The sequence below is a fragment of the Paenibacillus hodogayensis genome, assembly GCF_039536325.1.
GTDB classification, from domain to species: Bacteria; Bacillota; Bacilli; order Paenibacillales; family NBRC-103111; genus Paenibacillus_AB; species Paenibacillus_AB hodogayensis.
This window is the reverse complement of record NZ_BAAAYO010000002.1, coordinates 153,987-168,684: the sequence shown is the minus strand read 5'-3', so window position 1 is coordinate 168,684 and position 14,698 is coordinate 153,987. Positions and strand designations below refer to the sequence as shown.

Annotated in this window: 13 protein-coding genes and 1 riboswitch; of the genes, 7 read left to right on the top strand and 6 right to left on the bottom strand. The window is 54.0% G+C overall.

The window, feature by feature from the left end; translation table 11 throughout:
• Positions 1–226: 226 nt before the first annotated feature.
• Positions 227–1,663 carry a SpoVR family protein gene (locus ABD796_RS06400; RefSeq protein WP_344904691.1) on the bottom strand — a complete coding sequence of 479 codons (1,437 nt, stop codon included), beginning with the start codon at positions 1,661–1,663 and terminating at the stop codon, positions 227–229.
• A 9-nt stretch (positions 1,664–1,672) separates the two neighbouring features.
• Positions 1,673–2,818, bottom strand: coding sequence for a sporulation protein YhbH (yhbH, locus tag ABD796_RS06395; protein WP_344904688.1), 1,146 nt, complete (start codon positions 2,816–2,818; stop codon positions 1,673–1,675).
• 274 nt (positions 2,819–3,092) lie between these two features.
• Here yhbH and ABD796_RS06390 point away from each other — a divergent pair, with 274 nt between their 5' ends.
• The 7 genes from ABD796_RS06390 (at position 3,093) to ABD796_RS06360 (ending at position 10,355) form a co-directional block, all read left to right on the top strand.
• The gene (locus ABD796_RS06390; RefSeq protein ID WP_344904686.1) at positions 3,093–4,196 is read left to right on the top strand and encodes an LCP family protein; all 1,104 of its coding nucleotides are present in this window, start codon (positions 3,093–3,095) and stop codon (positions 4,194–4,196) included.
• A 126-nt stretch (positions 4,197–4,322) separates the two neighbouring features.
• A complete protein-coding gene (locus tag ABD796_RS06385; protein ID WP_344904683.1) occupies positions 4,323–4,577 on the top strand; it encodes a hypothetical protein in 255 nt (84 codons plus the stop codon).
• 268 nt (positions 4,578–4,845) lie between these two features.
• A complete protein-coding gene (gene cyoA / locus ABD796_RS06380) occupies positions 4,846–5,847 on the top strand; it encodes a ubiquinol oxidase subunit II (protein ID WP_344904679.1) in 1,002 nt (333 codons plus the stop codon).
• Positions 5,831–7,798 carry a cbb3-type cytochrome c oxidase subunit I gene (locus tag ABD796_RS06375; protein WP_344904675.1) on the top strand — a complete coding sequence of 656 codons (1,968 nt, stop codon included), beginning with the start codon at positions 5,831–5,833 and terminating at the stop codon, positions 7,796–7,798. The genes cyoA and ABD796_RS06375 overlap by 17 nt, the downstream gene beginning before the upstream one ends.
• Positions 7,798–8,436, top strand: coding sequence for a cytochrome o ubiquinol oxidase subunit III (gene cyoC / locus ABD796_RS06370; RefSeq protein WP_344904672.1), 639 nt, complete (start codon positions 7,798–7,800; stop codon positions 8,434–8,436). Before ABD796_RS06375 ends, cyoC begins: the two co-directional genes overlap by 1 nt.
• A 1-nt stretch (position 8,437) precedes the next feature.
• Positions 8,438–8,809, top strand: coding sequence for a cytochrome o ubiquinol oxidase subunit IV (gene cyoD / locus ABD796_RS06365; protein WP_344904669.1), 372 nt, complete (start codon positions 8,438–8,440; stop codon positions 8,807–8,809).
• 152 nt (positions 8,810–8,961) lie between these two features.
• Positions 8,962–9,048, top strand: a riboswitch (cyclic di-GMP riboswitch).
• Between the two features lie 176 nt (positions 9,049–9,224).
• Positions 9,225–10,355: an HD-GYP domain-containing protein gene (locus tag ABD796_RS06360; protein WP_344904666.1), complete on the top strand. Its 1,131-nt coding sequence runs from the start codon at positions 9,225–9,227 to the stop codon at positions 10,353–10,355.
• Between the two features lie 248 nt (positions 10,356–10,603).
• Here the strand turns inward: ABD796_RS06360 and ABD796_RS06355 are convergent, their stop codons facing one another.
• The 4 genes from ABD796_RS06355 to ABD796_RS06340 all read right to left on the bottom strand — a co-directional run bounded on the left by ABD796_RS06355 (position 10,604) and on the right by ABD796_RS06340 (position 14,695).
• The gene (locus tag ABD796_RS06355; protein ID WP_344904664.1) at positions 10,604–11,962 is read right to left on the bottom strand and encodes a sedoheptulokinase; all 1,359 of its coding nucleotides are present in this window, start codon (positions 11,960–11,962) and stop codon (positions 10,604–10,606) included.
• Between the two features lie 195 nt (positions 11,963–12,157).
• Positions 12,158–13,309 (bottom strand): exo-alpha-sialidase, encoded by a 1,152-nt coding sequence (locus tag ABD796_RS06350; protein WP_344904661.1) that lies wholly within the window; start codon positions 13,307–13,309, stop codon positions 12,158–12,160.
• A 157-nt stretch (positions 13,310–13,466) separates the two neighbouring features.
• Positions 13,467–14,024, bottom strand: coding sequence for a hypothetical protein (locus tag ABD796_RS06345; protein ID WP_344904658.1), 558 nt, complete (start codon positions 14,022–14,024; stop codon positions 13,467–13,469).
• Complete coding sequence (locus ABD796_RS06340; protein WP_344904655.1) at positions 14,021–14,695, bottom strand: ABC transporter substrate-binding protein; 675 nt, start codon at positions 14,693–14,695, stop codon at positions 14,021–14,023. Before ABD796_RS06340 ends, ABD796_RS06345 begins: the two co-directional genes overlap by 4 nt.
• Positions 14,696–14,698: the final 3 nt, after the last annotated feature.

Genomic DNA, 14,698 nt, shown 5'->3' with positions numbered 1-14,698 from the left:
TGTATGGATCACCTGGGCTTTTTGTTATAAATGTGAACAGAAAATGAACTGCATTAGGTAAATAGTACCATCAAAAGGGTGGTCCGGACAACGGGAAAATAGACGACTCGGACTGTTTTCAACACCGCCTCTCTGTAACCGGACAGCAGAAAACCGGCGGGAGTTTTCCCGGCCGGTTCTTTGCGGCATATTGTCGGCTTCCCTGGCCTGAACGGCAGTACAGCCACTACATAAACTTGCGGTGCTGTTTTTTGCCGTCATAGGTGAACAGTACGCTTTTGTCCTCGATGACCGTCTCCAGATGAACGGTGCGGCCCCAAAGCTTGTGTACGTAAGGAAGCGTCTTCTCCAAATATTTGACGTCGAGCTCGATCCCTTCGAACGAATGCTTCAGGTACAGCTCGCCGTTGTTCGTATGATTGCCGTCCTGCACGTACAGTACCGGGAAACCGCCGTTGATGCGGGAATAAACAAGTTGGTCGCGCACCGATTCCCACGCCTTTTCGGTAATTTTCCATTCCGGCCCCTTCTTCTCGAACACGTACAGGTCCATGTCCTCGACAAGCTGCTTGGTCATGTAATTGCGGATGAACGACGTGTCGGAATCGAACTCGCGGACCTCGAACATTTTCTCGCGGCCGCCTCCGGGCTTCCGTCCGAACCGGTGACGGTCTTCTTCCGAAGGGGCGTCCCACCGCTTCTCGATGTCTTCGAATATTTTCAAGCCCAGATAGTACGGGTTCAAGCTATGCCGGGACGGCTGCACGACGCCGCTGTTCAGCTTGGCGTATTCGATCGTCTCCTCACTGGTCAGGTCCAGCTCGCGGACGATGCGCTGGTGCCAGTAGGAGGCCCAGCCTTCGTTCATGATCTTCGTCTCCATCTGCGGCCAGAAATAAAGCATCTCGTCGCGCAGCATCGTCACGATATCCCGCTGCCACGGTTCGAGGATCGGGGAATGCTCCTCCAGGAAATAAAGCAAATCCTTTTCCGGCTGGGGCGGGAATTTCTTGGCGGTTTCCTCTCGTTGGGGTTCTTCTTGGGCATTGTCCAACGACCACAGGTCCTCATAGCCGCTCTTGCCGCCGGGAGGCCGTTCCCGGCTCCGCTCCTTCTCGCGGGCTTCGGCCTCCCGACGGTCCCGGTCCCCGTAGTACGGTTTGACCAAAGTCGGGTCCACATGCTCCTGAATGGCCAGAACCGCGTCGAGAAACGTCTCGACCGCCTCCGTCCCGTGAATGAGCTCGTATTCGCGGACCCGCTCGGCCGTGGCCGACATGCTTTCCACCATATTGCGGTTCGTGCGGGAGAAGCGGGCATTGTTTTTGAAAAAGTCGCAGTGGGCGAGCACGTGCGCGACGATCAGCTTGTTCTGGATGAGCGAGTTGCCGTCGAGCAGAAACGCGTAGCACGGATTCGAATTGATAACCAGCTCGTAAATTTTGCTCAAGCCGAAATCGTACTGCATTTTCATTTTATGAAACGTTTTGCCGAAGCTCCAGTGGCTGAACCGCGTCGGCATGCCGTAGGCGCCGAACGTATAGATGATGTCCGCCGGGCATATCTCGTAACGCATCGGGTAATAGTCGAGGCCGAAGCCTTGGGCGATTTCCGTTATTTCGTCGATGGCGCGCTCCAATTGCTTGATTTCGTCCGCATGCATATCGTCCGATCAGCCCTCCTTCGCTTTCGTGAAAAACGTCTTCAGCGCTTTATACACTTCGCCCTTCTCGCGGATGACGCAGTGCTGGAAGCGGGGGTACTGGATATGGCGGTACGCCGACATGAGCGTGCTGCTGCGGTTGTACTGGTTGACCTCGCCGTAGCCGAACATGTTGCAGCGTTCCAGCAGCTTCTCGATCAGCTTGACGCAGCGCTCGTTGTCGCTGGTCAGGTTATCGCCGTCGGAGAAATGGAACGGATAAATGTTGTAATGGGACGACGGATAACGCCGGTCGATAATGTCGAGCGCCTTCTGATAGGCCGACGAGCAGATCGTCCCGCCGCTTTCTCCCTTGGTGAAAAACTCTTCCTCCGTCACTTCTTTCGCCTCCGTATGGTGGGCGATAAAGACGATTTCGACCTTCTCGTATTTCGTCCGCAGGAAGCGGGTCATCCAGAAGAAGAAGCTGCGGGCGATGAATTTCTCGAAGCTGCCCATCGAACCGGACGTGTCCATCATGGCGAGGATCAACGCGTTCGAATGGGGCACGACGACTTCCTCCCACGTCTTGAACCTCAGATCGTCCGGGGAGATGTGATGGATGCCCGGCGTGCCCGAATTGGCGTTGCGCCGCAGGTTCTCCAGAATGGTGCGCTTTTTATCGATATTGGACATAATCCCTTTTTTGCGAATATCGTTGAAGCGAATTTCTTCGATTTCCAGGTTGTCTTGCTGCTTCTGCTCCATGTAAGGCAGCTCCAATTCCTCGAACAGCATCGATTGCAACTCCTCCATGCTGACCTCGGCTTCGAAATAGTCCTCGCCGGGCTGGTCCCCGGCGCCTTCGCCTTTACCCGGCGCCGCCGCCTGCGGGTCCACGCCGAGCACGTCGCCGACCTGGCTGTCGCCGTCGCCTTGCCCGACATGCTTGCTCTTATTATGGTTGAAGCGGAACCGGTACTCGTCGAGGCTGCGAATCGGAACTTTAATAATTTGCTTGTTGTGGGACGTGACAATATTTTCTTCGGTGACGAGATCGGGCAAGTTTTGCTTGATCGCTTCGCGCACTTTTTGCTGATGGCGGGTTTGATCCTGGTAGCCTTTGCGGTGGAGCGACCAGTCGTCCCGGGATACGATAAACAGCGGCTTTGACATGAGGCGGCACCTCCTGTGCGTATTATGGTTCCGCGCTTTGCAGGCGCATGATTGGCGGGTTGAGGACAGGGCTCGGAAAAAATAGCTTGTTATCAAATATATTCACGGGGCCGGGGGATATGTGAGCGGGATGGAAGAGGAATTTCGCGCAGGGGGAAGTATGAAAAAACCGTTGGCAGTAGTCTTGAAAAATGTCCGATACGCAATGTATGATAATAATGATACAAAATGTATCTAAAGAGAAATCATCCACAATGAAACGGAGACTGCCGCGATGAAAAGAACAAAGCTTTACATATGCTGCGGAGGCGTCTTGGCCGTGCTGCTGTCCGCAAGCTGGATATACGATTCGTTCGCCCCGTCCCGCCATTTCCGGACCGCTCAGCTGCCTGTCCTCGCTACGCCGTTGTCTCAACCGGATAGGACCGGCGAAACTCCGGCAAAAGCTGTATTCCTCTCGGGGGCGAGCGGAGAATCCATCGAAGGAAACGGCAAAGGCCAGTCTTCGGACCGTTCGGAAACGATGACATCTTCCCCCATTCAGGAAAATGCAGCGGATCTTGCAAATGCATCGAACCTTGCGGCTGCAAGCCACGAGCCGCAGCGCCAATCGTCCGGCTTCAATCTGCTCGTGCTTGGCCTCGATAACAAAGAAGCCGGGGCGGGACGCTCCGATTCGATCATGGTCGTCCACGTCGACCCGCAGAAGAAAACGGTCAATATCGTATCCGTTCCCCGCGATACCCGCGTTACGCTGCAGGGCATCGGACTTACCAAGGTCAATCATGCCTATTTCCTCGGCGAGCTGCGGGGCGGCGGCAAGGAAGGGACGCAAGCGGCCATCGGGGCGGTCAGCAGCCTGTTCGACATTCCGATCCATTATTATATTAAAACCGACCTGCAAGGGTTTGTAGCGATCATCGATGAAATCGGCGGCGTCGACTTGGAGCTTACCCGAGATATGCTGTTAAGCGGCTCGGGCACTACGCTGCCTGCGGGATCGAATCATCTGGACGGCAAACTCGCGCTGCAGTTCGTCCGGGAACGGTACTCGCTGTCTGGTGGCGATTTCGACCGTCAATCCGATCAGGCGGCGCTGCTCAAGGCGGTAACCGGCAAGCTGCTGTCAGGCGAAAAGCTGAAGACGCTGCCCGGGCTGGTCCGTAAAGTGCTTAACGATTACGTGGATACGAATTTGACCGCCGCGGATATCGTGAGTCTGGCTTTGCTGTTTAAAAACACGGACGGCGGGATCCGTCACTTCACCTTGCCGGGAAAACCGGTGATCGAGGAAGACCCGCTCGTCGGCTCCAAGCTTTGGTATTGGTCCGCCGATGCGCGGGAAGTGGACAACATAGCCCGCGAATACTTGCGCTGAGCAGCGTTTCTCCGTTCCTTCGCCTATTTTTGTCGGTAATTTGAACAAAACGTTAAAAAGTAGTGAACATTTTGCGAATAATATGTTACAATGTTAGCAACAATGAATTGCAGGAGTGTGGTGTACATGACGACCAAGCAAATGACGATGAAAGGGCAAAACGTCAAAGAAGGCGCCGGAATCGTCTCTTTTATGACTGTTGCGGCCTGGATCGCATTGGGCATCGGACTATTGACCTGTTTGTTCGAGGTAAGCGATTTCTCGGATCGCAATCTCGGCCTGATGGTCGGAGTCGGCTTTCTTGTCGGCAGCGTACAAATTTATATGATCGGCGCAGCGATCCGTCTGTTCCATCATAATAAAACGAAGCAAGCCGAATAATCGGTTCGGCCGAATAGGGCAGTAAAGCAATCGCGGAGAAGCCGAGAAGCTTCTCCTTTTTTTTTGCGCCCATACGCTAAAACGCTTTCCCAGCGCGGTGAAATCGCTCTCTTGAGCCATCTTGACGAAACGTTGAACTTTATTTTACGGAATTGCGGCGTTTCGTTGACGCCTTTGTTAACAGTGCGGAAGTTTCAATTTGTTTCTGTTATGGTAGTGATAAGAGATAACTGAAAACGCAAAATGGGCGTTGAGGAGATGGGAAGAGATGAGACAAGGGCGAATATTCCGGCGTTTGGCAGCGATCATGATGCTCGCGGCGATAGCTGTCATGTCGACGGGCTGCACCGAGAAGATGATCGTGCTGGACCCGAAAGGGCCGGTAGGCGAGCAGCAGCGCGATTTGATTTATATCTCCACGGTGCTTTGTCTGGTCGTGGTCGTACCGGTGCTGATCTTGACCGTATGGATCGTATGGCGCTATCGAGACAGCAAAAAGAACAAGGCGGAGTACGCACCGGAATGGGAGCACAATACGAAGCTGGAGACGATCTGGTGGAGTATCCCGATTCTGATTATCGCGGCTCTTGCGGTCGTCACGGTGAAATATACGCATATTCTCGAGCCGTCGAAGCCGCTCGCTTCCGAGAAGCAGCCGATCACGATCCAGGTGACCTCGCTGGACTGGAAGTGGTTGTTTTACTACCCGGATCAAGGAATAGCGACCGTCAACTACGTTCAATTTCCGGATAACGTTCCGGTCAAATTCATGCTGACGTCGGACGCTCCGATGAACTCGTTCTGGATTCCGCAGCTTGGCGGTCAAATTTATACGATGTCGGGCATGGCGATGACGCTGCATTTGCAGGCGAACGAGCCGGGCAAATATTTCGGTTCCGGAGCAAACTTCAGCGGCAAAGATTTCGCCAGCATGAATTTTACGGCGGAAGCGGCCCCGCAGGAGCAGTTTGACAAATGGGTGGCCGGAATCAAAAGCACGCAGCCGGCTTTGACCGAGGAAGGCTACAAAACACTGGCTGCGCCGGGCGTAACCGAGGTAGCAAGCTTCTCCTCTTTCCCGAAAGGACTGTTCGAGCAAACCGTATCGAAATATTCTTCCGGTCACCAGCACGGGCAAACCGAGCCGGCCAAAGCGCCGAAAACGGAAGACAAAGGGCATGCCGGTCACGGCAAAGACGCCGCCGGCTCCGGCTCGGTAAGCACGACCAAACAGGAAGAAGGAGGTCACAGCCATGTGGGACAGCATTAAATCTTTCGCTTCCGAGTTTTTCGTCACCGGCGATCCGCTCATTTATGGCGCGGATGTCGCGATCGGCCTGACGCTGATTGCCGTCGTGTTCGTACTGTCCTACTTTAAGAAATGGACGTGGCTCTGGCGCGAATGGCTCACGACGGTCGACCATAAGCGGATCGGCATCATGTACGTGCTAGCTTCGTTGCTGATGCTGTTCAGGGGCGGGATGGACGCGCTGCTGATGCGTACGCAGCTCGCCGTGCCCGACAATCAATTTTTGTCGCCTGAGCATTACAACGCTATTTTCACGACGCACGGCGTAATTATGATCTTGTTTATGGCGATGCCGCTTATGTTCGGCTTGTTCAATCTCGTCGTGCCGCTGCAGATCGGCGCGCGCGACGTCGCCTTCCCGTTCCTGAACTCGCTCAGCTTCTGGCTGTTTTTCTGGGGCGCGATGCTGTTCAACTTGTCGTTCGTTATCGGCGGATCGCCGGATGCGGGCTGGCTCTCGTACCCGCCGCTTTCGGAGCTGTCGCACAGTCCGGGAGTCGGGCAAAACTTCTATATATGGGGCATTCAAATATCCGGTATCGGCAGCTTGATGACGGGTATCAACTTTATCGTCACGATTCTGAAGATGCGGGCGCCGGGCATGAAGCTGATGAAAATGCCGATGTTCTCCTGGTCGGTGCTCTCGAGCAGCCTGACGATTATCCTCGCCTTTCCGATCTTGACCGTGACGCTGTTCCTGCTCTGGCTGGACCGGTTTATGGGCGCGCACTTCTTTACGCTCGACGGCGGGGGCAACCCGATGATGTACATCAACCTGATCTGGATGTGGGGACACCCTGAGGTGTACATCGTGGTGCTGCCGGCCTTCGGCATATTCTCCGAGGTGACGGCAACCTTTGCGAAGAAGCGGCTGTTCGGCTACAAATCGATGGTGTTCGCGCTGATGAGCATCAGCGTCGTGTCGTTCTTCACCTGGGCGCACCATTTCTTCACGATGGGCTCGGGGGCTAACGTCAATGCGTTTTTCGCCGTGACCACGATGATCATCGCCATACCGACCGGCGTGAAAGTGTTCAACTGGCTGTTCACGATGTTCCGCGGCCGGATTACGTTCAAGACGCCGATGATGTGGTCGATTGCGTTTATCCCCTGCTTCGTCGTAGGGGGGATGACCGGGGTGCTGCTGTCGGTGGCGCCGGCAGACTTCCAGTTCCATAACAGCTACTTCCTGATCGCGCACTTCCACCAGGTGCTGATCGGCGGCGTCGTATTCGGCTATTTTGCCGGTTTGTATTATTGGTGGCCTAAAGTGACCGGATTTATGCTGAACGAGCATCTCGGCAAATGGGCGTTCTGGCTGTGGAATATCGGATTTTACGTCTGCTTTATGCCGCAATACGTGCTCGGCTTGATGGGGATGACCCGCCGGGTCAACGCTTACGGCTGGGATCGCGGATGGTGGGAGCTGAACCTCGTGTCCACGATCGGCGGTTTCTTGATGGGAGTTGCTTTCCTGTTCCAAGTATGGCAGATCGTACACAGCATGAAATTTATGCAAAAGGCGCCTGCCGATCCGTGGGGCGGCCGTACGCTCGAATGGTCGATTCCTTCGCCGGCTCCGGCCTACAACTTTGCCACCGTGCCGGTCGTGCACGAGCGCGATTCGTGGTGGGAGGAGAAGCTGCGCAGGGAGCAAGGCCTTCCGCCGACGCCGGTGCCGCCGATCGAGCCGATCCATATGCCGGGCAACTCGGGCATTCCGTTCATCAAATCGTTTTGCTGGTTCATAGCCGGCTTCGGTTTCGTATTCAACTGGCTCTGGCTGGCGATTCCCGGCATGATCGGCGTGGCGGTTTGCATGCTCGTACACTCGTTTACCTATAATAACGAATACTATATACCGGCGGAAGAAGTGATTCGGACGGAAGCCGAGATGAGGGGGACGGTCTGATGGCAAACGCGGGTCACAATCAAGCCCATACCCAGGTCGCGGGTCATCACGGCCACCACGGCCACGAGGAGGGCCATCACGATCAGGAATCGCTCCGGATGTTCGGCTTCTGGCTGTTCCTGATCACGGACTGCATCTTATTCGGCACTTTGTTCGCCACGTACGTGGTGCTTCACAACAATACGAGCGGCGGACCGACAGCGCAAGAGCTGTTCGAGATGCCCGGCATTATCGCGGAAACGTTCATCCTGCTGACCAGCTCCTTCACGAGCGGCCTGGCCGTTCTGGCCATGAACAAAGGGAATCGCAAAGGCTTGATCGGCTGGCTGGCGGTAACGGCCCTGCTCGGGCTCGCCTTTATCTCGCTCGAAGTGACGGAGTTCGTCAAGCTCGTTCACGAGGGCGCTACGATTGGAACCAGCGCATTTTTGTCGGCCTTCTTCACGCTCGTCGGGGCGCACGGCTTGCACGTAACGATCGGTCTCGTCTGGATGGTCGCCATTATGCTCCAACTGCGCAAGCACGGCATTACGCCGGTGACGCAGCGCAAGGTGAACGTGATCAGCTTGTATTGGCACTTTCTCGATGTCGTTTGGATTTTCGTCTTCACGATCGTTTACTTGATGGGGGTGATGTAAGATGGCGCAGCATTCCGTACATTCCGGAGGCCCTAACGGAGGCCACGGCGGGGGCCATCATGCCTCTCACGAGGCTCACGAGTCGCACGGGTCGTTGAAGTCATACGTCACCGGCTTCCTGCTCTCGATCGTGTTGACGATTATCCCGCTCGTTGTCGTATTGAACCATTGGCTCCAGGGTACCGCGGCGATGGTCGTCTTGCTCGTATCCGCAGTTTTGCAGTTTGCGGTGCAGCTGCTGTTCTTCATGCATCTGCGCGAGGAGAAGAAGCCGCGCTGGAACTTGATGGCGCTCCTCCTTGGCCTCGTCATCCTGGTCACGATCGTGCTCGGTTCGATCTGGATTATGAATTACAATCAGGTTGCTCATTAAAAAGGAGAACCATCTCCAAAACGGGGACGCCATGGCTGAACGCCTGGCGTCCTTAGTCGTTCCTTGGGACCGTTCCCGGGAACCATTTGATCATAAAATGGAAATCGCTATAGATATAATGACCCAAATCGATTATGATGATTACTACAGTCGAAAAAAAACGGCAAACCTGCCGAAAGGCAGGGACGCAAAGCTACAGGCCTTAGGGTCCATGGACCGATGGCGGCTGGGTTGCCGAAGCTGAGAGCTGGTCGGTTTCGTCCAGGAGGGCGTCCCGGCTTCATTTCGATGAAGTGGGGCTTTTTTGGTTTGCGGCGGTCCTGGCACGTTCAAACGGCAGCGCAGAGCAGGAACTGGTACATAAGGGCGGGTTTTTGCCGGGCGACCGCATAGGGATGAGGGAGGAAGGGACGGAATGCGCTGCGAACAGTATGAGGATTTGGTTGGGAAAAAACTGCTGCACAATATTGTTAACACAACGGGTATGATGCTCATTCCCGAGAATACGGTATTAACTGAGGCGCATGTGGGCAAGCTGGAGAAATTTCAGATCAGCCTGTTCGATATCGTTGTAGAGGAATTGGATGAAAAGAAAACGTTCTCAGATCCAGCGGCGGAGCCGATTCAGGCTGTGCCCGAGCGGTCGGGAGCCGGGGAGACGGCGCCTAGCGGCGAAGGGAAGACGGTAACCGCGGTCCTGGCTCGGGCGGACGCCGCAGAAATGATGAAGCGAACCGATGCCAAAATGCGAGACATCGAAAAGCTCATTTTGAACACCGGGATCATTCCGCTGACCGAGGTGGAGGAGCATGTGCTGCCCGACCTGATGCAAACGACCCAAAACCAAAACGTCTACAAGCTGTTCGCCGATCTCCGGGCTGAGGAGGACTACCGGTTCAAGCACAGCATCGGCGTCGCCTGCATGTCGGCGGTGCTGGGGCGCTGGCTCGGTATGGACGAGACGGAGGTGTCGACATTGGCCACGGCGGCGAGCTTGTGCGATATCGGCACGATTAAGCTGCCGAGTTCGCTCGTTCACAAAACGTCGGAGCTGCTGGTGCACGAGCAGGAAATTATGAAGCAGCACACGATCCTCGGCTACGAGCTGCTGAAACAGTCCGGCGTGGAGGAGCGCGTCGCCTTGGTGGCGCTGCAGCATCATGAAAGGGGGGACGGAAGCGGCTATCCGGCTCGCCTGCACGGAGCGGAAATCGATCCGTTCGCCAAAATCGTAGCGCTCGCCGACGATTATTTGATGATGGCGACCGATCGTCCGAACAAGCCTGCTCTGCCGTTTTATCAAATTATTCGCAACCTGCACGAAGATATCGTGAGCAACCGGTATGATTCGGTCATCGGCATGACGTTTCTGAACCGTCTGATGGCGGCGCAGGTCGGAAGCGATGTGCGGCTGACCGACGGGCGGCGGGGCAAAATCGTGCTTATCTACCCGAACTATCCGACGCGCCCGCTGATCGCCTTGGACGACGGGTTTATCGATCTGAGCAAAACGGACGCGGTTCAGGTCATGGACGTAATTGGCTGACCTTCGTTTGTAAGCGTTACCCGACAAGCAGACAGAAAGCGGGGGACCGTTAACAGCCCCCCGCTTTTTCACGTACCGGTTATTTAATCAGCAGCCCCAGATTATTGTCTCCGATAGATGGCTTTCTAAATAGGAGCCTCTACGCCGGGCCATTCGGCAAAAAGGACCTCAGTTCCTGAAGTGCACCCCTTAGAATACGCATTGGAGAAACCCCTGGGTTATCCGATGAATGCTAAGGGGTGCATTTATTATGTACCAGATATGCGCAGAGCGAGATGCAGGAGACCGCGCAGCTCCTCGTTTTGAACAGGAGACGGGATCGTTTCGATGCCTGTTCGCGCTTGCATAATCGTTCTCATGAAAACATTGTTATGAATCGTTCCGCCGGTTAACCAAATTTTCGCAATCGGTGCAGTCGGGTCCATCAGCTTGCGCAGCGCGGAAATGTAAACGTCGGCCATATTTTCGAAGGCGGCGGCGAACAGAGAGCCTGCCGTCAAGTTGCCCGGCCGTATTCCATCAATTTTGCCGTGTTGAACCCCTTGCTGTCCCTGGAAAAATCCAAGCTCCACTCGAGGCGCTTCCAGAGGGCGGGACGGATCGAGGCGATCAACCGCTTGGGAAATTGCCTGCCATATTTCCGCGCGTGATCGTGAAGCTTCGAATAGGGATATGCCGATATCCGCGATGAAGTCAACGAGCACATCGAGATTTCTTCCGCCGGGAAGACGGGTGATCGTTTTTAAAGTTTGGCCGCCGAAGTAGGGGCGGTTTTCGTGGTCGCCGCGAGTTGCTTTATTCGAGACGAGACTGACGATTCCGGCCGTTCCACCGGACACGATGGCCGCATCGTTGTCTCCCCCCAGCGCTCCCAACACCGACGCCTGATGATCGCCAATATCCGGGTAGACGGGAATACCTCCGCCAGCACTGTCGTAATAGCCACAAATTTCTTGTTCGTCCAATATATCCGGGAACACCAAGCTTTCGCAGCCTACGGCGCGGATCGTTTCCCAGTTCCAAGCCCGCCGCTCTACATCTGCAAATCCGGTCGGCGCCGCATTCGTAATATGGCAAGTATGGCGGCCGGTAAGCTTATAAATGACAAATGACCCCAATGTGCAAAAATAAATGTTGTCTTTTTCGATAACGTGCCGATGGTTCATCATCCAATGGTGCAAATTGCACGCGGCAAGCCCGGGCTTGAGCTGGGTGCCGCTTCTTTCCATCTGCTCGGAGGAGATAACTGCAGAAATGTGCTCAAATGAACTTATGGTTGCATTCCCGTAAGGGGTCGTACCCCGCGTATCTTGCCACGAAATATAGTTCGTTAGCGGTTCGCCCGATTCATCGCACAGCACAAACCCGTGCATTTGCGTAGAGAGCAAAATCCCCACGATCGGGCCGTACTTACCGGCGTATTCATCGATCATTGTCGTCAATGAGCGTACGATACTTAAAACGTTGACCTCATAGATGTTCCTGTCCGGGTTGGGAAGACGCTCCGGCGTCTGCTGCTTCCTTACATCGATAATTTGACGGCTTCCCGTGTCCAATATAGCGGCCTTGATGAAGCTGCTGCCAATGTCCACACCTATATAGTTCATGAACGTTCATCTCCCGCGCCTGTTCTTGGCCTGGAAGTGTGGTGAATAACTCTGCTGCGTGAGAAGAAGGGGACTCCGCTTTCGTTGTTCACCACACTTCTAGACTTCACTTTGCATGAGTATCATCTTCCGCAAATAGCCGGACAGGTTGAGCTTTATCAACCTGTCCGGCTTCCATGTGGGGCTATTCGGACTTCAAACTTTAGGGAAAATGTCCATCGCCAACGAGCGAAATTCGCGTACTCGATGAAAGGTCAGCAATTCGGAATCATGTTCGTTTCCGGAGTTTAACGAAGTGCGAGAAATAATTGCCAGATCGTCGCCGTCAATCACCATGGATGCATAGTGAAACGATTGTGTCAGTTTTTCGGCGGCGGCGATGCATCCGGCAGGGAACCAATTCAGCGCATCGCAGGAATACCAGAGCAGTAAAAACCTGCGATCATTTCCCGGATTTCCAAGGTGCGCGGTATCGATCCACTTTTGCGAATTGGCGGGAATATTGGATGCCATCCAGAACAGCCGGGACTGTTCGTCGTACACGATATAGACTTTGCATTGCGCTCCAGGCACTGGATAAAATTGCGAGAATGTCAGCTCCAATTTCCCGTCCTCGATATTCAAATCATAGACCGCCGCCAGACTGGCCGTCCCTTGTCTGTCGATGACGGCGCGGGCGATTACGCGAATATGTCCGTTAACCGATACGACATTTCCCTCCAGACAACGCATGTCAGGTCCGGGAAACAGGCCGGGATTAATCTCCGGGGGGATCGGCATTTCTGTAAAGTTGGATATGCGCCATGCATTTGGGTTCAGCAAGCCTTCCCCCAGGTCGCAGGATACGACCGCAAGCCGCATGTTTTCCTCGCTGACCGCCCAGAACAGTCGTCCGTCCCGTATCGTCATGGCCAATTGGTGACTCGCCAGCCACTTAAACGGCCCGTTTATTACCTCGACCGGTTCCGACCAGGTGAGTCCTTCATCATCACTTGCCGTAACCCAGATCCGGCCTCCGTCTTTCGTATGGGGGGTGATCAGCATGTACAATCTGTTCTCGTGCACGAACAGCGCCATTTCCAAGGGCGTAACGGAAGGATAGTGCCAGATCGGATGCCACGTCCGTCCCTTATCCCTGCTAATAGACAGCGCAACACCGTGTCCCTCATACCCGCCTTTGTAGAATCTTCTGAATATTGGCGCCCCGGCTACCATATGCCCGCTAGGGAGCATGGCAAACCCTGTGCTGATGAAAAACAGATAGCTATCCGGAGCCTTCTTCTCAAGCTGGGCCGCCACTGTGTAGCTTTGCGCAAGCGGCCGGCTTGCTCCCATGTTGTTTGGCATAAAATTATCTCCTATTGAACGCTGGCGAGGTGAAATGTGAAGCGAGTTAACTTGCCTTATTTGCCTTTGGCTTTCTCATCCTCAATCTTTTTGTTAGCGGTTTCTTCGGCTTCGCGGAGCGCAGTGTTCAGATCTACACTTCCTTGCAGCGTGGAGCCTAAAGAGCTTTGGAAGCTGGATATGACTTGCGTATCGTAGCGTGATATTTGTCTCGCCGCAGCAGGCTCCAGTTTAAAGAAGGCCGATACGTTTTTGCCTTGGCGGCACTTACATCTTTCATAAATTCATCCTGTACGCTCTTGTTCTTTAATACGGTTCCGATTCCCGCATTCCGTCCTCTTGCAGATTGAACTTCATCGGACAAAGCCACTTCAATAACACGCAGCGCATCATCCTTGTGCTTGCTTTGGGCGGTGACGAGCATATGCTGAGGAAACGGACTTGAACCTGTTTTCGGTTTATCGGGGAATGTCGGCAGTGTGACCAAATCCCAATTGAGCGTTTGTCCTGCGCTATTTCCGAGAAGCATCACTATATTAAATGTAGCGTACATGGACAAAGAGCGGTTCGCCAAAAAATCGTCTTGATTCGCTGCATTTACATATTCATTGCCGCTGATCGAGTAAAATTTTTGTAAAGGTGCAACCAGCTTTCTCCATCCATCGTTGTTGATCGCTGTTTTTCCCGTTTTCGGATCGACATAAGACAAGCTCATTTGGCCATATGTCTAAAGGTGTTCAACTGGAGATCGAACCCTCTGTACTTCGTTCCCCCATCTTCGCGCACCAGCTTCTTGGCCAGCTCGTAGGTTTCATCCCAGCTCATGAAATCTGTAGGATAGGCTACTCCGAATTTGTCGAACAAGTCCTTATTATAATATAGCACGTTGCTGTCTCTTGTAACCGGGATCGAGAGCAGCTCCCCGTTGGCGGAATGCTTCTTGATGAAATCAACGGCCTGATCTTCCAGCCTTCCGAGATCGAACTTGCTCCTGGTTACAAGCGGAGTCATATCTGCGGTTATGCCCAAATTGATAAAGCCGAACAAGCTCGACGGGCCGCTGGTCACAATATCCGGAACATTGCCGGTAGTAATTAAATTTTCCAGATCTTTGTCCGTGCCGGTGATGTATTCGATTGTAATATGCGGATATTTTTGACGAACCGGCTGCTCGATATAGGTGCGGAACTGGTCTTCCGGCCATACTGTTGCTCCCCCGTTGAAAAAGGAAAGCTTGACTGGAGCAAGCTTTTCCTTCTCGCTTACTTTTCCATCCGTACTTGATGGTTGCTTGACGTTGTTGGAGCATGCACCCAACGTTAGTGAAGAAGCAGCCAACAGTACTACGAGGACACGAATATTTCTGGATATTGGTTTCAGATTCATTGC